Annotated in this window: 17 protein-coding genes and 4 pseudogenes; 8 read left to right on the top strand and 13 right to left on the bottom strand. The window is 64.6% G+C overall.

The annotated features are described in order from the left end of the window. The first annotated feature begins 260 nt into the window (after positions 1–260). Positions 261–1634 carry an NAD-dependent succinate-semialdehyde dehydrogenase gene (locus E3T40_RS02230; RefSeq protein ID WP_134542561.1) on the top strand — a complete coding sequence of 458 codons (1374 nt, stop codon included), beginning with the start codon at positions 261–263 and terminating at the stop codon, positions 1632–1634. Positions 1635–1846: 212 nt separating this feature from the next. Here E3T40_RS02230 and E3T40_RS02225 read toward each other — a convergent pair whose 3' ends face one another. From E3T40_RS02225 to E3T40_RS16855, 3 genes and pseudogenes are all read right to left on the bottom strand, one after another. Next, positions 1847–2632, bottom strand: a complete 786-nt coding sequence (locus E3T40_RS02225; RefSeq protein ID WP_104171242.1) for a sulfite exporter TauE/SafE family protein — start codon at positions 2630–2632, stop codon at positions 1847–1849. Between the two features lie 194 nt (positions 2633–2826). Next, positions 2827–3236: pseudogene (locus tag E3T40_RS17470) on the bottom strand (hypothetical protein). 20 nt (positions 3237–3256) lie between these two features. Next, positions 3257–4096: pseudogene (locus E3T40_RS16855) on the bottom strand (IS1380 family transposase); the annotation flags it as partial. Positions 4097–4356: 260 nt separating this feature from the next. Here E3T40_RS16855 and E3T40_RS02205 point away from each other — a divergent pair. Then, positions 4357–5724: an NAD-dependent succinate-semialdehyde dehydrogenase gene (locus tag E3T40_RS02205; protein WP_104194671.1), complete on the top strand. Its 1368-nt coding sequence runs from the start codon at positions 4357–4359 to the stop codon at positions 5722–5724. 100 nt (positions 5725–5824) lie between these two features. Here E3T40_RS02205 and E3T40_RS16850 read toward each other — a convergent pair whose 3' ends face one another. The 6 genes and pseudogenes from E3T40_RS16850 to E3T40_RS17465 all read right to left on the bottom strand — a co-directional run. Then, complete coding sequence (locus E3T40_RS16850) at positions 5825–5917, bottom strand: SsrA-binding protein (protein ID WP_146067666.1); 93 nt, start codon at positions 5915–5917, stop codon at positions 5825–5827. Continuing rightward, positions 5914–6165: a hypothetical protein gene (locus E3T40_RS02200; protein ID WP_104101531.1), complete on the bottom strand. Its 252-nt coding sequence runs from the start codon at positions 6163–6165 to the stop codon at positions 5914–5916. Before E3T40_RS02200 ends, E3T40_RS16850 begins: the two co-directional genes overlap by 4 nt. A 95-nt stretch (positions 6166–6260) precedes the next feature. Further along, positions 6261–7157 carry a carbohydrate ABC transporter permease gene (locus E3T40_RS02195; protein ID WP_241981645.1) on the bottom strand — a complete coding sequence of 299 codons (897 nt, stop codon included), beginning with the start codon at positions 7155–7157 and terminating at the stop codon, positions 6261–6263. A gap of 10 nt (positions 7158–7167) precedes the next feature. Beyond that, positions 7168–8109: a carbohydrate ABC transporter permease gene (locus E3T40_RS02190; protein ID WP_241981644.1), complete on the bottom strand. Its 942-nt coding sequence runs from the start codon at positions 8107–8109 to the stop codon at positions 7168–7170. Positions 8110–8123: 14 nt separating this feature from the next. After that, on the bottom strand, positions 8124–9308 hold the full coding sequence (locus tag E3T40_RS02185) for a sugar ABC transporter substrate-binding protein (RefSeq protein ID WP_241981643.1): 1185 nt from the start codon (positions 9306–9308) through the stop codon (positions 8124–8126). A gap of 924 nt (positions 9309–10232) precedes the next feature. Further along, positions 10233–10381, bottom strand: a pseudogene (locus tag E3T40_RS17465) (IS1380 family transposase); the annotation flags it as partial. A gap of 106 nt (positions 10382–10487) precedes the next feature. On the opposite strand from E3T40_RS17465, the gene E3T40_RS02175 reads away from it, so the two are divergent. Both E3T40_RS02175 and E3T40_RS02170 read left to right on the top strand, forming a co-directional pair. After that, positions 10488–11513, top strand: a complete 1026-nt coding sequence (locus tag E3T40_RS02175) for an aldo/keto reductase (protein ID WP_134542557.1) — start codon at positions 10488–10490, stop codon at positions 11511–11513. 201 nt (positions 11514–11714) lie between these two features. Further along, positions 11715–12212, top strand: coding sequence for an SRPBCC domain-containing protein (locus E3T40_RS02170; RefSeq protein ID WP_134542556.1), 498 nt, complete (start codon positions 11715–11717; stop codon positions 12210–12212). A gap of 32 nt (positions 12213–12244) precedes the next feature. Here the strand turns inward: E3T40_RS02170 and E3T40_RS02165 are convergent, their stop codons facing one another. Beyond that, positions 12245–12751, bottom strand: coding sequence for a hypothetical protein (locus E3T40_RS02165; protein WP_134542555.1), 507 nt, complete (start codon positions 12749–12751; stop codon positions 12245–12247). Positions 12752–13028: 277 nt separating this feature from the next. Here E3T40_RS02165 and E3T40_RS02160 point away from each other — a divergent pair, with 277 nt between their 5' ends. Continuing rightward, a complete protein-coding gene (locus E3T40_RS02160; protein ID WP_134542554.1) occupies positions 13029–13457 on the top strand; it encodes a hypothetical protein in 429 nt (142 codons plus the stop codon). A gap of 227 nt (positions 13458–13684) precedes the next feature. Here the strand turns inward: E3T40_RS02160 and E3T40_RS02155 are convergent, their stop codons facing one another. Then, positions 13685–15298 (bottom strand): isocitrate lyase, encoded by a 1614-nt coding sequence (locus tag E3T40_RS02155; RefSeq protein ID WP_104171165.1) that lies wholly within the window; start codon positions 15296–15298, stop codon positions 13685–13687. Positions 15299–15665: 367 nt separating this feature from the next. On the opposite strand from E3T40_RS02155, the gene E3T40_RS02150 reads away from it, so the two are divergent. Together E3T40_RS02150 and E3T40_RS02145 are read left to right on the top strand one after the other, a co-directional pair. Beyond that, entirely contained in the window at positions 15666–16364 is a 699-nt protein-coding gene (locus E3T40_RS02150; RefSeq protein ID WP_104171164.1) for a haloacid dehalogenase type II, read from the top strand. 320 nt (positions 16365–16684) lie between these two features. Further along, entirely contained in the window at positions 16685–17062 is a 378-nt protein-coding gene (locus E3T40_RS02145; RefSeq protein ID WP_104171163.1) for a rhodanese-like domain-containing protein, read from the top strand. 97 nt (positions 17063–17159) lie between these two features. On the opposite strand, the pseudogene E3T40_RS16195 reads toward E3T40_RS02145, so the two are convergent. Both E3T40_RS16195 and trxA read right to left on the bottom strand, forming a co-directional pair. Next, positions 17160–17544: pseudogene (locus tag E3T40_RS16195) on the bottom strand (DUF2202 domain-containing protein). A gap of 112 nt (positions 17545–17656) precedes the next feature. Beyond that, a complete protein-coding gene (trxA, locus tag E3T40_RS02135) occupies positions 17657–18037 on the bottom strand; it encodes a thioredoxin (protein WP_104171161.1) in 381 nt (126 codons plus the stop codon). A gap of 179 nt (positions 18038–18216) precedes the next feature. Between trxA and E3T40_RS02130 the strand changes: the two genes are divergently transcribed. After that, positions 18217–19578 carry a rhodanese-like domain-containing protein gene (locus E3T40_RS02130; RefSeq protein ID WP_104194666.1) on the top strand — a complete coding sequence of 454 codons (1362 nt, stop codon included), beginning with the start codon at positions 18217–18219 and terminating at the stop codon, positions 19576–19578. Positions 19579–19617 lie beyond the last annotated feature (39 nt).

The following is a 19617-nucleotide window of genomic DNA, read 5'->3' as shown; positions in this document are numbered from 1 at the left end:
CTTGATCACCCCCGCGCCGAGCACCCCCGCGCCGAGCTCGCGGCGCTCTGCGCTCACGGCCTCGACTGGAACGCCGACGGGTTGTGCAGCCTGACAGTTGAACGGAATCCGGTGACAGACCCGGAAGGCCGAAAAAGTTCACCAAAATGGCTGCCCAAAACCCCTGACAGCGGCAGACTGTAACGACACGGGCGCGACCGGCTCCGGCAGCAGCGGTCCCGTCTCGATCGGCGTCAATGAAGCAAGCTTGGGGAGAAAATATGAACAAGTACACAGTCACGAACCCCGCCACCGGGGACAGCGGACCGAGTTTTACTCTGGCAACCGATGCTGAGGTGACCGAGGCCATCGGAGCCGCAGACCGTGCCCACAGTGAGTTCTCTCGCCGCACGTCGGTCGCCGAGCGCGCGGCCTTGATGCAGCGTGTCGCGGACCTGCACACCGAGCGGCGTGAGCATCTGGCCGAGCTCATCGTGCGCGAGATGGGCAAGCCCGTCGCGCAGGCCCTCGGCGAGGTCGACTTCGCGGCCGACATCTACTCGTACTACGCGACCCACGGCGAGGCCTTCCTCGCCGACGAACCGATCGAGCTGCTCGGTGGTGAAGGCTCGGCGTTCATTCGGAGCGCCTCCCTCGGAGTGCTCGTCGGGATCATGCCGTGGAACTTCCCCTACTACCAGGTCGCCCGCTTCGCCGGTCCGAACCTGGTTCTCGGCAACACAATCCTGCTCAAGCACGCCTCGCAGTGCCCCGAGTCCGCTGCCGCGATCGAGGCGATCTTCACGGATGCCGGTTTCCCCGACGGCGCATACCGCAACGTCTACGCCTCCAGTGCTCAGATCTCCGACATCATCATTCCGGACCCCCGTGTCTGCGGTGTGTCGCTGACCGGTTCTGAAGGCGCGGGTGCGGCGGTCGCGGAGGTCGCCGGCCGCAACCTCAAGAAGGTCGTGCTCGAACTGGGCGGATCCGACCCGTTCATCCTGCTCAGCACGGACAATATGGACGAAGCGGTCGACGCCGCCGTCGACGCCCGCCTCGACAACTCCGGTCAGTCCTGCAACGCGGCCAAGCGCTTCATCGTGATCGACGGCCTGTACGACGCCTTCCTGGCGAGCTTCACGGCGAAGATCACCGGCAACGTTCCCGGAGACCCCACGTCGCCGGACACCACGCTCGGCCCGCTGTCCTCCCTCGGTGCCGCCGAGGGCCTCGAGGAACAGCTCCAGCGCGCCGAAGCCCAGGGCGCAACCGTCACCGCGCGGGGAAACCGCATGGGCGCCTTCTTCTCGCCGACGGTCCTGACCGACGTGTCCCCTCAGAGTGACGCTTACCGGGAAGAGTTCTTCGGCCCGGTCGCCGCCGTCTATCGCGTGGCGAACGAGGCCGAGGCCGTGCAGGTGGCCAACGACGTCCCGTACGGCCTGGGTTCGTATCTCTTCACCACCGACCCGGAACAGGCCCTGCGCGTGGCTGACCAGATCGACGCCGGGATGGTCTTCATCAACGGCTCGCTCCTCGACGGAGCAGAGCTGCCCTTCGGTGGAGTGAAGAGGTCCGGCTTCGGCCGTGAACTGGGACGCTTCGGCATCGCGGAGTTTGCCAACAAGAAGCTCATTCGCATCCTCAGGTGACACGCGGTGGCGCGCCGCCCGTCTCAGACGGTGGCGCGCCACCCGCCCGCGCCAGACTGCGCCACCCGCCCGCGCCAGACTGCGGCATCCGGTCTCCCTGACGAATTCGACGGAGATTTGGGCCGAAACGGCTCCAAACCTGCCCAAAATTGCGCGCTGCCTCAAAATCTCCGTCGAATTTGTTCGGCGCCGGGCCCGGGCGGCTCCGCCCCCTAGCTCAGGAAGAGCACCACTGCGGCGGTCACCGCGACCACGACCAGGATGGAGCGCAGTACCGGCGCGGAGAGCGTGCGGCCGATACGGGCACCCAGCCAGCCGCCCGCCGCGGAGCCGATGCCGATGAGGAGAGCGATTCTCCAGTCCACGGTCCCGCTGGAGATGAAGATGATCGCCGAAACGATGTTCGCGACTCCGGCGAGCACGTTCTTGGTGCCGTTTGCCCGGTGTATGTCGGTGGACCAGAGTATGCCCAGCAGCGCGAGCAGCACGACCCCCTGGGCGGCGCCGAAATACCCGCCGTACACGCCTGTCGCGAGCACCCCGAGGATGAGCCCGAGGGTGAGGGGACGCGTATCCGTTTTGGTCAGCAGTGTGCCGGCGGGTGCCGCCGGCGCCTTACGTCGCACGAAGCCGGCCACCCGAGGCTGGATCGCCGAGAGCACCGCGGCCAGCAGCAGCAGGAAGGGCACGACGCCGGCGAACGCCTGTGCGGGCAGGGCGAGCAGGAGCAGACCGCCGACGATGCCGCCCACGGCGGAGAAGATCGCCATCACAGCTACGGGGCGCCACTGCGACCGCAACTCGCGTCGGTAGCCGTGGGCGCCGGCAATAGACGCAGGGATCAGACCCACGGTATTGGACACGTTCGCCGTGATCGGCGGCACGCCCAACGCCAGAAGAACGGGGAAGGTGATGAGTGTTCCGGCGCCGGCGACCACGTTGATGACTCCCGCGGCCAGCCCGGCGATCAGGATAATCGCACCTTCAAGCAATGTCACATCTACCCCCACCCGCCGTTGGACCGTGCAGGTCAAGGCTAGTTCAGGAAAGCTGGTTCAGGCGGCGGCCGGCGCCGGGGCAGTGGATGCTGCGGTTGTGGCTTGCATCATCGGCTCCCCATCGCGACGGGCATCGCGACGTGACTATGAACGGGGTCGGAATCTGTCGAACTGTCAACTTCGGCCCCCGGTAGTCACCGCGCTTCTGGCGCTGGGGGAGCCTGACGTCGAGCCCGGGGAACGGCACGTACGGCACCTGGCTGAGGAGGTGGCTGATGATGTCGAGGCGGACCCTCTTCTTGTCGTCGGTATGCGCGACATACCAAAGCGCCCAGCGGCGTCATCCGCAGGAAGTGCTCGGTCTGATCCGGAGTGCAGAAACCCATCACCCGCTCCACGCCCGCATGGTTGTTCCAGCTGCGGTCGAAGAGGACCACCTCGCCGGCCGCGGGGAAATGCTCCAGGTAACGCTGGATGTACAGCTGGGTCTTCTCGCGTTCAGTGGGAACGGTAGTGCCGCGACTCGGAAGACCCGGGGGCTCACCTGCGCGGTGGTGCGTTTGATGGTGCCGCCCTTGCCGGCCGTGTCACGCCCCGCGAACACGAGGCAGCCAGGCACCTGGTGATGTTCTCGGCCTTCTTGCGGGACGTGAACGCGGTGAACGGGACCTCGGCGACTTCGGTGCTACGTGATCCACGTTTTCGTGCTGTTGTCATTGATCGCGTTGGTGTATTCAATCGCTGTCCAGGCGTTGTCGGGGATCGTTCCGATCGCTCGTTTGATGGCGGGTTCCATGCGGGCGGTGACGGAGACGTCGGCACCGGCTGTGAGGGTCGCACTGATTGAGGCGTGACCGTAGCAGGCAGAGTCGGCGCGGAGGAGCACGCGCGTTTTTTCGGCTCCGTGGAGCCGTTTGGTGGTGGCGAGGGCATCACGGATCAAACGGGCGGCGCCGCGCGGTGACCCGCACGCACCGCGGCGGAGCCGTTGACCGATGATGATCGGCGCTGATGATGATCGGCGCTGACACGTCAGTTTTCAGCGCTGCGAGCAACACGTTGAGGCCGCGCACGCCGGAGTGGGGTTTCGGGCGCGAGGCCCCGCACGAAGCGTGAGGCGACGGCGTCGAGCTGCCGGACGTGACCGAACGTGAAGTCGCGCAGGAACGCCCACAACGTCGACGTCGCTTATCAGTTGGTGAAGACCTTCCGCATGCCGCCGTGACGAAGAATCGCGAGGTCGTCGATCGAGTCTGCGCCGGCGACCATCCCTCCGACCAGTGAGCTGACTTTCAAGCCGGCATTGGCACCCTTGTCGGCGGGGACGGTCAGCCACTGATCGGCCAGGGTCGCCGGCCCCGCTCGGGCGGCCAATTTCATGATCGGGACCAACTCAGCGCACGACACAAGATTCGGGTCGGTGAATGATGCAGAAACGGTGCGGTTGGTGTGGGTGGCTTGCATCTACAAGATGCTCATCTGTTTGGTAAATTTGAACTTTCGACAAATCTTATTTAACCCGATCAGCTGGGTATTCTCGGTATAACGCGCCGTCAAAATCTCACGTCGACCCGGGGATTCAGGCTAAGAAGACCACACCGAGACGAAACGAGCCGCCGCAACTTCCGCTGGCCTCATTCGCCTTGACAAATCCCGCGAACATGGTTGGCTCGTATCAGTGCCAATTTCCGGAACAGTAGTCCGACCGTGAAAGGAGGTGGCTCGTGAGCCACCATGCCGTTGTCAACCCCGCCACAGGCGAGACCATCAAAACTTACCCCCAGCTTTCTGCTGATGAAATCGAGCAGGTTATCGCATCGGCGGATGAGGCCCACCACGGCTGGTCACGCAGCTCTTCAACCAACGAGCGGGCCGCGCTCCTGCGCAGGGTCGGCGATTTGCATGAGGAGCGCCGTGACGAGCTGGCGGCCATGATCGTGCGCGAGATGGGCAAGCCCGTCGATCAAGCGCTCGGCGAGGTCGACTACGCCGCCGACATCTACCGGTACTACGCCGACAACGCGCAGGAATTTCTGAAGGACGAACCAATCGCCCTGCTCAGCGGCGAGGGTTCCGCGTTCATGCGTTCCAAATCGCTCGGTGTGCTGATTGGGATCATGCCGTGGAATTTCCCGTACTACCAGGTTGCGCGCTTCGCCGCACCGAACCTCATGACGGGCAACACGATCATCCTCAAGCATGCGTCGCAGTGCCCGGAGTCGTCCGCGGCGATTGAGCAAATCTTCCAGGACGCAGGCTTTCCGGCTGGCGCCTATACCAATGTGTACGCGGACAGCGAGCAGGTCGCCACGATCATCGCCGACCCGCGGGTGCAGGGCGTCTCCCTCACCGGTTCGGAGGGCGCCGGCGCGGCCGTTGCCGAGGTGGCCGGTCGTCACCTCAAGAAGGTCGTGCTGGAGCTGGGCGGATCAGACCCGTTCATTCTGCTGAGTACCGACGACATGGCCGCCGCAGTGGATGCCGCCGTTGCCGGTCGCCTCCGCAATGGCGGGCAGGCCTGCGACGCCGCCAAGCGATTTATCGTGATCGATGAACTTTACGATGAGTTCACGGAGAAGTTCACCGCCGCCATCCTGGCTTGCTCTCCCAGCGACCCGACCGTCCCCGAGGCAGACTACGGACCCCTCTCGTCCCTCGACGCGGCCGAACATCTCGCGGAGCAGGTCGAGCGCGCAGTCGCACAGGGAGCGACCTTGGCGAGCACTGGCAAACGGTCTGGTAACTTCTACCCGTCTGGCGTGCTCACCGATGTCACGCGAGACAACGACACATACCACGAGGAGTTCTTCGGCCCCGTAGCGTTCGTCTACCGGGCAGGCTCAGAAGATGAAGCCATCGCCCTCGCGAACGACACTCCGTTCGGGCTCGGCTCCTACCTGTTCACGACCGATCCCGAGCAGGCACTGCGGGTTGCCGACCGCATCGAGGCCGGCATGGTCTACGTCAACCTCGTCGACGCCGGTAGCGCGGAGCTACCGTTCGGCGGAGTGAAAAGAAGCGGCTTCGGGCGCGAACTCGGACGCTACGGTGCCAGCGAATTCGTGAACAAGAAACTCATCCGTATCGGCTAGACCCATCGCAGACCCCGGCGAACGCCGTTCAGTCGCCGAGTCTGCGGCACGCGAAAACTGCTCGTGCCGCCTCGTGGTCGTCCTGGCGTTCACGCAGCGCCTAGCGACCGTCGAACCCGCGTTTTCCGTGGGCAACCGCGAGTTCGACTTTCGCTTGACCATCGCTGACGAACAGCGAGAGCAGCACGATCATGCGTCCACCTCCGTCGCCTTGTTGTGGATCTTCACAGGTTGCCACCGGTTCTCCGGGTTGAGCAGACCAGCGCCCACCAGCTCGAGCGCGGAACGGTGATCAGCCAGGTTGGTGCTGGCCCGCGGATGCCGCGGCCACGCTTGCTTACCCAGCGTGCTCGACTCAAAAACAATGGTCGGCTCGACACGTGCGGATGCCGCAGCCGGACCCGAAGCGCTGACGTCATCGTGGTCGGCCACGAACAGCATTCATCGATGCGCGCAACGTCGGGCGGATCGCCGCCTCGACCCGGTCCCAGCCCGGCCACATCGGGTCGGATACTCGACGAATTCACAAGCCACACCTATTTGATGCCGCTGCGCGCGAATCCCTGCACGAAGAAGCGCTGGAACACCAGAAACAGCACCACCATGGGCACCACGTTGATAAGGGCGAACGCCATCGTTGCACCGAAATCCGACCCGAATTGGCCCTGCAAGTAGAGCAGGCCGATCGGCAGGGTGAAGAGTTCGTTCTGCTTGAGGGCGATAAGTGGCCAGGCGAAATCATTCCAGGACTGCAGCAGCGTCATGAAGAACAGCACAGCGATCAGCGGCTTTGAGAGCGGCAAAACTATACTCGTGAACACTCTAAAGTGGCTAGCCCCGTCGATGCGCGCCGCCTCGATCAGGTCGCGCGGGATGGAGAGAATGAATTGGCGTGCGAGGAACAACCCGAAAGCACTCGCGGCCGTGGGCAGGATGACCGCCCAGTAGCTGCCGTAAAGCCCGAGGTTCGTTACGAGCCGAAACAGCGGCACCATAATCACCTGCACGGGGATCATCAACGTTGTCAGGGCGATGAGAAAAACGACGTTCGAACCGCGGAACTTGAGCTGCGACAGGGCATACCCGCCTAACAGGTTGACGAGCACCGTGAGAACTGCCACCGTGATCGAGATCGCCACGGAATTGCTAAACCATGTGGCAATCGGGAACCCTGCGAGGACGCGCTCAAAGTTTCCGACTGTCAGGGTACGCGGCCAGAGACGCAGTGTGCCACCCAGCAGCTCGGACCGCGATGAGAACGCGACTACAAGCATCCAGTACAGCGGGAACAGCACAACGATGCTGATGAGGATCGCCGCAACGATGCGGGCTACGAGCCCCCGTCGCGAGCCTCTGCGCGAGCGCGGCGCCCCTAATCTTGTTGTCTTCTGCCTGCGGGTCGCCGGCGCTGGCGAGAGGATGGATGTTGTCACGATTGTGTCCTTATTCGACCAGGTCCCGGCTGCGGCTGGTTCGCCACCGTACCGCAGTGAAGATAAAGGTTACGAGAAGAAGCACGACACCGATAGCGGCGGCGTAACCCTGGTCGCGAGTCACGAAACCCGTGTCATAGGCGTATGTGACAAGCACGGATGTGGCATTCTGTGGGCCGCCGCCGGTCATCACGAACACGATGTCGAAGACTTGGAAGGAATAGATGACGTTGAGAATGAGCAGAAAGAATGACGACGGGCCAAGCAGGGGCACTGTCACATTCCGGAATCGGACCCAGAAACCCGCCCCATCCAGTTCGGCCGCTTCATAGAGTTCGGGGCCGATGCTCTGAAGGCCCGCCAGGTAGATGAGCATGTTGAATCCGACCCTCCACCACAACGTCACGAGAACAACAGACACGAACGCGGCGAATCCACCGGACTGCCAGTTAACGCTCGGAAGTCCGATAAATCGGATCAAATTGTCGAGGATGCCGTTGTTCTCGTTGAAAACGAGTACACCAATCAGTGCGGTGGCGACGCCCGAGATAGCCATCGGGATGATGAGAATGGAACGGAACACGCCTCGGGCGGGAAGGATCGAGTTGAATAGCACGGCTGCGCCGAGGCCAAGGACCATCGATAGAGGCGTCACGATGATTGTGAACAGCAGGGTGTTCGCCGTGGATCTCCAAAAGAGCGGATCGCTAAGAAGGCGCTCATAATTGGCGACACCTACGTATTCACCGACCCCGAACCCGTTGGTCTCCTGAAAGCTGATCACCACGGTCCACACGAGCGGGACGAGCACGAATAGGCAAAGCAGCAGCATGTTCGGGGTCAGAAACAGCCACCCCGCGAGTGCCTCGCGCACGGTTTTACTATTACGACGCCCCGGGCGCCTTGGAAGCGTAAGCGACGGCGCGACGGTGCCCGCGACGCGGTCCTGCACGACGGCGACTTTTGTCACGAATTGCCCGTGGTTTGGGCGATCCCTTCTGCGATTGATTTCAGAGTGTCTGCGGTACTTGTCGAACCGGCGAAGGCCGATTCCAGGCTGTCCTGGAGTACGGTGATGATTCTCGACATGTCGGGGGACGCCACCTGGCTTGAGTCCTTGGCGCGCACCGTTGAAGCCTGGCTGAGGAAGATGGGGGCGAGCTCGGGACGTACATCGAAAGCGATGCCCGATTCGCTGAGATCCTTACGGGTCGGCAGGAGTGAGGCGGTCTCGCAGAAGTCGCGCATTTGCGTGGCGCCCGTGACGAAGTCAAGGAAGGCTGCGGCGAGCTCCGGGTTGGCGGTGCCCGCAGTGGCGACGAGCGCATTCCCCCCGAAGTCGCCCCCACCGCGCTTACCACGTGGCGCGAAGGTCACGCCCCACTCGAAGTCGAGTGTGTTTGTGGCATCCGGGATAGCGAACGCACCGGACCAAACCATCGCCGAGGTCTGCGAGTACCATGTGTCGCTCGCGAACGTGGCCGACTTGATGGTGTTGTTCGGCGGGACGAAGTTCTTCGTGAAAAAGCTTGACGAGAACTCTAGGGCAGCCAACCCTGCGTCCGAGTCGATCGCAGGGTCGGTGAGGTTCGTGTCCAGGAACCGGCCGTCAGCCTGGAAGAGCAGGCTAAGCCAGCGGGTGACGCCATTACCCTGCCAGTTGTAGGCCATTGGGTAGGCCTCTGCGGGTTGGGCGGCACGGAGGGTCGCGGCGACCTCGGACAGCTCGTCCCACGTCCAGGCGCTGTCGAGAGAGGTGGGAACCGACGTGATCCCGGCCAGTTCCAGGGTGGCTTTGTTGTACAGGATCACGGAGGTATCGGTGTGGTGAGGCACCCCGAACGGCTTATCGTTACCCTGCACGGCCGCCCAGGCCGCGTCGGTGAAGCGATCGGAAAATCCGGACTCCAGGTACGGGCTCAAGTCCAAAAGCTGGTCCCGACCGGCGTAACTGCCAAACGTGTAATACGGCACGCGGAAGATGTCCGGCGGATTCCCCGCCTGCAGCTGGGCATCAATGTTGGTGAACATCTGTCCGTAGGGAACCGAATTCAGCTCGATCTTCGTTCCCGCGTTAGCCTCCTCGAACGACGCGATGGCGCGAGCGAAACTTGCGAGCTCCGCGTCTGTGCCCCACGTAGTGAATGTCAACGTTTTTGACCCCGTGGCCGTAGAGGTTGACTGCTGCGGCGCGAAACCGCATCCTGACAGGAGCAGGGGTAATGACACCGCTCCGGAGCCGATCAAGAAATGACGTCTGCTAAAATCCATGCCGGGATCCTTCAGCTGGGTCTGGGAGATTCAGATTTCAGTAATTACGTACACTGATGCCACTGGCACATTATCACGACCTTGGCTGCCGCCAACTGCCGTCTGTCACGGTCGGAATGTGCAAAAGGAATTGACTCACACCGGGCGCAAGACCCGCGCTCGGCTCATCGCTGCCGCGACGACCCTCCTTGTCGACGTCGGGCGTGATGGAATGTCCACGCGTGCCGTCAGCCGCGCGGCCGGTGTGCAGCCACCCGCCGTATAGAGGATCGCGGCCAGGTCAAACCACTCCCGCTTCTGTGGCGGCAGCAACCATTCTCGCCGGTCCTCTCCGCCGCGCAGCCAAAGCCGGGATGCTCGACGTTTCCGAGCTTCCAGGTATCCCATCCACTCGTGAAGCGGTTCTCGCATCTGTTGTGAACGACGCCGGACCGACATTCGGGTCCGCTGCGGTCACTGCTGCTGTGCAGTTTCGAGCGTCTCTAGCCGACACAACCGTGCTCACCGCGACCGAGAGACAGCTTTTGGGAGACTGGCTCGACCGTGAGGACTCGCGTCACACGGCCGACGAGCACGGCTGCTTAGCCTGAGTCCACCGGCTGGCTTGTGAGGGAATTCTGATATCGGTTGGGGGGCTTTGGGAGTTTCAGGCGCGGATGCGGTCCGGGTCTCGCGGCCCGGGGTGTTCCGCTGGTGTTCCTGTTGATGCCGGTGTCGGCTGCTTGGTCAGGTGGGGTCGGGTTGTCGCGGTCGAAAGTTCTGGTCGAACAGGGCCGTCCTGGGTTTCTCCCAGGGCCAGTGCTCGGGCAGGTGCGCCAAGGAACTGCTCTAAGGTCGGCATTCACGAGCGCTATCGTGGCGTGAGTGCGGTGGGTTGTGTCGGCGGCGACGGTGTCGACGGTGCTGGTGGTGAAGAAGGCATGGAATCGATGGGTGTCGAACAGGGTTGCCCGGGGTGGCCCTCAAGGTCAACGGACGGGCGGTATCGACGTAGTCGAGCGTGTGAGACTGATGGCAGGGTCTCGGGCACCCCGCCTCGAAAAAGAACAGGAATCGCACATGGAATATCGCACACTCGGCAACAGCGGCGCGGTCGTTTCGACCTACGCCCTCGGCACCATGACTTTCGGCGCGGAGGCCGATCAGGAGATGGCGCACACACTCCTGGACACATATGTAGAGGCAGGCGGCAACTTCGTCGACACCGCGGATGTCTACAGCTCCGGGGTCTCGGAGGAAATGATCGGGTCCTGGCTGGCTTCGCACCCGACCGAGCGTGAGCAGATCGTTCTCGCGACCAAGGGCAGGTTTCCGATGGGCATCGGCCCCAACGATCGGGGAACCAGCCGCCGGCATCTGAACCGGGCACTTGACGATTCGCTGCGCCGGCTGGGCACGGATCACGTCGACCTATATCAACTGCACGCCTGGGACGCGTTGACGCCGCTGGAGGAGACCCTGCGCTTTCTCGACGACGCCATCCGGAGCGGGAAAATCGGCTACTACGGCTTCTCCAACTTTCTGGGTTGGCAGCTGACGAAGGCCGTGTACGTGGCGCGGGCGCTCGGTTTCACGCCGCCGGTCACCCTGCAACCGCAGTACAGCCTCCTCGTGCGCGAAATCGAATCGGAGATCGTGCCGGCCGCACTCGACGCGGGTCTGGGGCTTCTCCCTTGGTCGCCCCTCGGCGGAGGCTGGTTGTCGGGTAAGTACCGGCGCGACACGGACCCCACCGGAGCCACGCGCCTCGGCGAGGATCCCGCGCGCGGGATGGAAGCCTGGGGTCCGCGTAACAAGCAGGAACGCACCTGGCGCATCATCGACGCCGTCGCTGAGGTTGCAGCCGAGATTGGTGCCACGAGCGCGCAGGTGTCCCTCGCCTGGCTTGAGGTGCAACCGGCGGTGACGTCGGTCATCCTCGGGGCGCGGAGTGTGAAGCAGCTCGCGGAAAACCTGTCCGCGGCCGACGTGCAACTGAGCCCAGAGCACCTGGAACTGTTAGGCGCACTCAGTTCACCGGTTATTTCCGACTATCCCTACGGTGAGGCGGCGGTCGCGCAGCGCTCGCGCGTGGTCGGCTTCTAGGCCCGGTGCTCGAGCCGGACCGGTCGTCGCCACGACCTTGCCCATCGCACCCGACGGCATGCCGGTGCACTTCTCGAACGGCCAGGTGCCCTCCGTGCCGTCGATCTGTCCCTGTTTTCATACCCACGGGGTATTCACCACGGAAGAAATAAGCGACATCCTGTTCTGAGACCAGAAAGCTAAAACCCCGAAGGAGAAATCATGACCGTCATCAGTTCGAACACCGACACCGAGGCGCTGACCCTCACCTTCGTGGCCGATTTCGACGCGAGCCCGGAGCGGGTGTGGCAGCTCTGGGAGGACCCGCGTCAGCTCGAGCGCTGGTGGGGCCCGCCGACCTGGCCGGCCACCTTCGAGCGGCACGACTTCGTGCCCGGCGGCCGGTCGAACTACTACATGACCGGCCCGGACGGCGAGAAGGGGCCCGGCTGGTGGGTGACCACGCTGATCCAGCCGCCGCGCCGGTTGGAATTCGAGGACGGCTTCGCCGACGAGAACGGTGACCCGGTTCTCGAGATGGGCTCGGTGCGGGCCGTGGTGACTCTGGAGGAGGCCGACGGTCGTACCCGCATGACCACGGTGTCGACGTTTGCGAGCCTCGAGCAAATGCAACAGATTTGCGAGCTGGGTATGGAGGAGGGTATGCGCCAGGCCATGGGGCAGATCGACAGGCTTCTCGCTGAAGACGACAGCGCCTGACCGGACCGCCGTCGCCGGCGGTCGCGCCTCGCTCAGTGCACCAGCGCCTTGAGTGCGATCAGTGCCAAGCCCATGCCCGCCGTTCCCGCCGCGGTGGCGAGCTTCGCGCGTGAACCGGCCTGCCGTTGCCGGGCAGCCCACCAACCCAGAAGCGCGAGGGTGACCACAGCAGCCCACAGTGAAAGGTCTACGGCCGCATCTATCGACCACCCGAGGAATGCGGCGAGGATCAGGCAGGCTACCGGCACGATGAGCGCCCATAACAGCCCGGCTGAGCGTTGCAGCGCCTCACGGACCGCCTCCCGCCAGCTCAGGTCCCGATTGCCGACGATCTCGGCGTACACATGCGCGCCCCAAAACACCAGGACGGTTCCCACGGTACGGGCGATGAGGGCCGGCAGGCCGGGGTTGTACAGGGAGAACGCGGAAATGAGACCCGCGGTCAGCACAGTGCCGTAGACGGCCTCCGCGTTCATGGCCCGCGACACCCACGGGTAGCGCCGCAACCGGGCATCCAGGTCGAACCCCGAAGGCTTCACCGCCACCGCCATTTCCGCATTGGCAACTCGCTGCCGCCGCGGTCAGCATAGTCGGGCGAGCTGCGTATGACCCTGCATCAGCAACCACGCCGCGCCAGCATCGTTGGGCGGTCGCGTTCTCGGGCATGCGTCGCGCGGAGAAGTTGCCCTCCCCGGAGAAGACCGTACGGCAGGCGGACCGCGACGAGCCTGCGCCGTTCTGACTCGGGATCCGCGATTTCGCGTGCACGTGTTACACGGTGTTGCCGGCGATCCAGTCCAGAACGGCAGGAGTCGCATGGCGAGCGCGTGGCCCGACTCCGTGTCGACACGAGTGCCCCAAGGCCACGACCTCCGCCCTGTTGCTGGCTCCCGAGCACACGGCCAGCCGCCCCGATTATGCGGATGCCGAGGCGGTGGCCCTGCTGGACGACGTACTGGCCGGTCAGACCTCGGGCTCCCGGGCGACCACGCCTGGGACTTCGACGAGCTGGCGGCGACCATCGGCACCCTCATCGGGAGTGACGTCACCTTCCGCAACCTCACCCCGGCCGCGCACGCGGACATGCTGACGGGATTCGGACTCGACGCGGGCCTGGTGGGCTTTGTTGTGGGGCTCGACACCGACATCCGTGACGGCCTGCTCGGTGAGACCACCGGTGACCTCGCGTGCCTCACCGGCAAGCCGCCGACCCCGCTTGCCGCGGGTTTGGCTCGTGCGTCGTGAGGTGGTTGCTCGAGGCGAAGAACGGGGCCTCGGTGACCGACGCTCGATCGGCATCGGCATCGGCATCGGCAGGCGTCTGGCCAGCCCCGAGCGGGCGACGAGCAGGTGGAAGCCTTTGCGGGCAAGGATAGGCACAACCTCAGCCTGCCGGCCAAGGTGGAGGGCCAACGAGGAAACCCCAGTTCTGCGACTGGGGCTTCTTCATTGCGACCTCTGCAGAACTCGGGCTAGTGGCTCAGTGCCGGTTCCTCGAACTGGTTCATCGTGTTGTTGGTGCCGCCGGCCTTCAGGGCGGCCTCGCCGGCGAAGTACTCCTTGTGGTTGTCACCGATGTCGGAGCCGGACATGTTCTGGTGCTTGACCGTGGCGATCCCCTCACGGATCTCTCGACGCTGCACACCCTTGACGTAGGCGAGCATGCCCTGGTCGGCGAAGTAGCCCTTGGCCAGGTCATCGGTGGACAGCGCGGCCGTGTGGTAGGTCGGCAAAGTGATGAGGTGGTGGAAGATGCCGGCCTCGGCCGAGCCGTCGCGCTGGAAGGTGCGGATGCTCTCGTCGGCGATCTGAGCGAGCTCGGTCTCGTCGTAGGCGACGCTCATCAGCTTCGCGCGGTCGTAGGCCGACACGTCCTTGCCCTCGGCGAGCAGGTTGTCGTACGCCTGCTGACGGAAGTTGAGCGTCCAGTTGAACGACGGGCTGTTGTTGTAGACCAACTTGGCGTTCGGGATGACCTTGCGCACCTCGTTCATCATTCCGGCGATCTGGGCGACGTGCGGCTTCTCCGTCTCAATCCAGAGCAGGTCCGCGCCGTTCTGCAGCGAGGTGATGCTGTCGAGCACGCAACGGGCCTCACCGGTTCCCTGACGGAACTGGAACAGGTTGCTTGCCAGGCGCTTGGGGCGCAGCAGCTTGCCGTCGCGCTTGATGACAACATCCCCGTTACCCAACTCGGCCTCGGTGATCTCGTCGACGTCGAGGAAGGAGTTGTACTGGTCGCCCAGGTCCCCGGGCTGGTAGGTCACGGCGAGCTTCTGCGTCAGGCCGGCACCGAGCGAGTCGGTGCGCGAGACGATGATGCCGTTGTCGATGCCGAGCTCGAGGAACGCGTACCGCACGGCGTTGATCTTCGCGATGAAGTCCTCGTGGGGAACGGTGACCTTGCCGTCCTGGTGGCCGCACTGCTTCTCGTCCGAGACCTGATTCTCGATCTGGATGGCGCAGGCGCCTGCCTCGATCATCTTCTTGGCCAGAAGGTACGTCGCCTCGGGGTTACCGAAACCGGCGTCGATGTCCGCGATGATCGGCACGACGTGGGTCTCGTAGTTGTCGATCTGTTCCTGGATGTCCGCGGCCTTGGCGTCGTTGCCGGCGGTACGGGCCCCGTCCAGTGCGGTGAATAGCAGGTCCAGCTCGCGGGCGTCGGCCTGGCGGAGGAAGGTGTAGAGCTCCTCGACCAGCGCGGGAACGGCCGTCTTCTCGTGCATGGACTGGTCGGGCAGCGGGCCGAAGTCGCTTCGCAGAGCAGCGACCATCCAGCCGGACAGGTACAGGTAGCGCTTGTTCGTGGTCTTCAGGTGCTTCTTGATCGAGATCATCTTCTGCTGGCCGATGAAGCCGTGCCAGACTCCGAGGGACTGTGTGTAGACGGAGGAGTCCGCGTCGTACTCCGCCATGTCCTTGCGCATGATGTCGGCGGTGTACTGGGCGATTTCGAGGCCGGTCTTGAAGCGGTTCTGTGCACGCATGCGGGCGACCGACTCAGGGTTGATCGCGTCCCAGCTGCTTCCGGCCGCGTTCTTGAGAGCTTCGACAGCCTGGGTGTCGTCTTGATAGATGGTCATGTGCATTCCTTCGACGTTGAATTGTGCAGAGCGTTGGACGGCTTCCGGCGGCCCGTTATCGGCTGCTACTTGAAGACTGCTGCAATAACAAGCGGTCTTCTTCACGATTCCCGGCAGAACTTTTGGGATTCTTCTTCGTTTGAGAAGAATTCCCTGAGCGAGCCGGATCGTGACCGGGAATATGCCGAAATCGACGACCCAGGTGGGATCGGAGGGAAGGCCACCCCGGTGGATCCCTCCCCGCGCGACTAGGGTGTTGCGCGGAAGAAAGCTTTGACAGGAGGACCAGCTGAGCCCTGACCGTGGCTGGGGTGTTCCTCGCGGGAAAGGCACGGCGGCAGAACCGCACCAATCAAAGGAAATCGCTATGAACAGCACACCTTCAGTAATCGTTTTCGACGTCAACGAAACCCTCTCCGATATGTCCCCGCTGAGCGCCCGGTTCGTGGAGATCGGAGCCCCGGCCCACCTGGCGCGGGTCTGGTTCGCCTCGCTGCTGCGGGACGGCTTCGCCCTCGCCGCCGCGGGAGGAACCGCGCAATTCTCCATGATCGGATCCGAGATCCTGCGCGGGGTCCTCCGCGACGTCGACCTGACCCGTAGCCTCGACGACTCGGTGCGCCACGTGATGGACGGCTTCGAGACTTTGAGCCTGCATCCGGACATTGCCGACGGCATCCGTGATCTGAAAAGTGCAGGGTTGCGCCTGGTGACCTTCTCCAACGGATCCGCGCAGGTGGCCGAGTCCCTCCTGACCCGGGCGGGTCTCCGAGGGGAGTTCGAGGCTCTGCTCACGGTGGAGGACGCCCCGGCCTGGAAGCCGGTTCGGGCCGCCTACGACTACGCCGCGGATGTCTGCGGAGTGAAGCCGGGCGACTTGCTCCTGGTGGCCGTGCACCCCTGGGACATCCACGGGGCCGCGCAGGCAGGCCTCCGCACTGCGTGGCTGAACCGCGCCGATGAGATCTACCCCAGCTTCTTCGCGGCACCGGACCACACCATCACCGCCCTCGGCGAACTGGCTACCCAGCTCGCCCGCGACTCGCACCCCGCCCATCGCCCCTAACAAATTCGACGGAGATTTTGGCTCTGGAGCCCGGTTTGTGGCCCACACAGGTCAAAAATCGGAAAATCTCCGTCGAATTCGTTCGGGCGGGCCGTGGTCTGGGGGCAAGGGCTGCCGGGAAAGCGACCGAGGCCGATGGTGGCGCTCTGGATACCCTAGGGGGTATGCTGATACTTTCAGTGAATCGAGAAGGAGTCACCTATGTGCAGCCCCATTCGTTGTAACCGTTGCGGCAAGATCACCTGGACCGGTTGCGGTGAGCACGTCGACAGCGTCATGGCCGACATCCCGCCCGCTCAGCGCTGCACCTGCAACTAGGCATGAAGAACCTCGTCGCGGCACTCGTCCTGGCTGGTGCCGCCCTGTTCGGCCTCACCGCGTGCTCCGCTCCGGCCGCCCCGGCGGCTGAGTCCGCCATGGCGGCCGACACCGTCGTGATCGACGTGCGCACCCCCGGGGAGTACGCCGCCGGTCACCTCGAAGACGCGCTGAACATCGATGTGCAGTCATCCGACTTCGACAGCCAGGCCGCGGCGTTGCCGACCGACGGCGACTACGTCGTGTACTGCCGCTCGGGCAGCCGTTCGGCCGCCGCGGCGGCCCGTCTGGCTGATCTCGGGTTCGCCTCGGTGACGGATGCCGGCGCCATGTCTGCCGCCACCGTCTCCACCGGTCTCCCGATCGTCACGACCCGGTAGTGCCCGCAACACCGGCACCACCCGCAACACCGGCACCACCCACAACACCGCAAAGGGCACCCACGAGCGTGGGTGCCCTTCGTTGTGTCGCCGGTGCTTAGCCGCCGAAAGCGACGAGGTGCTTTTCGGAAGCGGCCAGCAGTCGCTCGTAGACCTTCAGCACGTCGGGGGCGGTGACGCCCTCGACCGCGATGGTCAGATCGGCGATGTCGGTCTCCTCGACCGCGCTTCCGGCCTCCATCGCGGCGTCCACGGTGACCGAGCCCTCGGCGAGGAGGGTGTCGTAGAGGTCCTGGGTGTCGTCGGTCAGGAACTCGCCGGCCGCCAGTCCGACGGTCGGTGAGCTCATACCGCTCCAGGAGGGTGCGCACGGCATCCAGGTGCTTGGATTCCGACTTGGCGATGCGGGTGAAAAGCGCCGGGTCGTACTGTGCGTCGAATGCGGCGTACAGGTCGTACGCGAGCTTCTCTTCTTCGGTCATCGCCGCAAGCTCTGACTTCTGGTCCTCGGTCAGCGTGCCCATGGCCATGCCGCCCTGGTTCGACTGGCCGGCCTGGGGGCGTCGCTGGGAGTCGGTAAGGCGGAGAGGCCGGTCAGGCAGACGCCTGGTCGGCGGCCTGGCGGGCCGCGATGCTGGCGTGCACCTCGTCCATGTCGAGGCTCCGCACGGCGGTGATGACCTCTTCCAGGGAGGAGGCGTTCAGGGCGCCGGGCTGGGAGAACACCAGCACCTTGTCGCGGAAGGCCATCAGCGTCGGGATCGAACGGATGCCCGCGGCGGCGGCCAGGCTCTGCTCGGCCTCGGTGTCGACCTTGGCGAACACGATGTCGGGGTGCTTCTCGGACGCGGCGGTGAAGGTGGGCGCGAACATGCGGCACGGGCCGCACCAGGCCGCCCAGAAGTCCACCAGCACGATGGAGTTGTCGGTGATGGTCTGGTCGAAGGTTTTCTCGGTGGTGTCAATGGTTGCCATAACTCCAGAATATACCCCATGGGGTATTTTGGTCAAGCGTCGGACGACGCCCGGGGCGGCCCGGCAGGTTGCTTTCCGGATACCCCTGGGGGTATCGTATCCAATGTGCGATCCAATCGCACGCACGACGCAGGCAAGACGTCAGCACGACGCATGCAAGACTTGGAGGACTTCGAACCATGGACGTTATCGTTATCGAAACCCCGCAGCTGGGAGACCGCAGCTACCTGGTGCACGACGGCGCGGTCGCGCTGGTCATCGACCCGCAGCGCGACACCGACCGGGTGGAGAGCGCGGCACGCGAGGCCGGGGTCACCATCACCCACGTCGCCGAGACCCACCTGCACAACGACTACGTGACCGGCGGCTTCGAGCTCGCCCGGGTTCACGGCGCGAAGTACCTGGTCAACGCCGCCGACTCCGTCACTTTCGAGCGGGAGCCGGTCACCGACGGCCAGGTCATCCCGATCGGCGGCCTGACCGTCACCGTTGTGGCCACGCCGGGGCACACCCACACGCACGTGTCCTACATCGTCAGTGACGGCACCACCGAGGCGGTCTTCTCCGGCGGCAGCCTGCTGTTCGGCTCGGTCGGACGCACCGACCTGGTAGCCACGACCGACACGGTCGCGCTCACCCACGACCAGTACGCCTCGGTGCGCCGGCTCGTGCACAAGGCCGAGCATGACGCCGCGCTCTTCCCGACCCACGGGTTCGGCTCCTTCTGCTCCAGCGGCCCGGCCACCGGCGCCGGAGCATCCACCATCGGCGAACAGCTCACGGCGAACCACGCCCTGACCGACTCCGATGAGGAGCACTTCGTGCGCGACCTGATCACCAACCTCACCGCCTACCCCTCCTACTACGCGCACATGGCCCCCGCGAATACGCAGGGTCCCGGCGCGCCGAACCTGCAGGTGCCCGAGTCCCTCGACGCCGCCGAGCTCACCCGGCGCCTGGCCGAGGGGGAGTGGGTCGTCGACCTGCGCAACCGGGTCGCGTTCTCGAGTAACCACCTGCAGGGTGCCGTGAGCTTCGAATACGGCAACGGCTCGAACTTCACCACCTACCTGGGCTGGGTTCTGCCCTGGAAGGAGCAGCTCACCCTGGTCGGCGACCGCGCAGACGTCGAGGACGCCATCCGTGACCTGTCGCGCATCGGCATCGACTCGCCGGATGCCGGCATCGGCACCGAGCCGCACGCCCTGGCCCCGGATGCCCCGGTCGCCACCTACCCGCGTGTGGGCTGGGTCGGGATGCTGCAGGGCCGCGCCGAACAGGATGTCCTTCTGGACACCCGTCGCGCCGACGAGTTCGCCGGTTCCCACCTGCTCGGTGCGGTGAATGTTCCGCTGCACGAGTTGCTCTCCCGGATGGAGGAGATCCCGGCCGGCACAATCTGGGTGCACTGCGGTTCCGGCTACCGTGCCGGCGTCGCCGCCAGCCTTCTGCAGCGCGCCGGCCGTGAGGTCGTGCACGTCGACGGAAACTTCGACGAGGCCACGGCTGCCGGACTCACCCTGGCCGAGCTGACCGTCTAACCCCATGACGGGAAAGCGAACGGCGATCCACCCGGCCGA

The sequence above is a fragment of the Cryobacterium sp. TMT1-19 genome (assembly GCF_004403055.1).
GTDB lineage: Bacteria > Actinomycetota > Actinomycetes > Actinomycetales > Microbacteriaceae > Cryobacterium > Cryobacterium sandaracinum.
The sequence above is the reverse complement of the archived record's forward strand: the minus strand, read 5'-3'. Positions and strand labels throughout refer to the sequence as shown.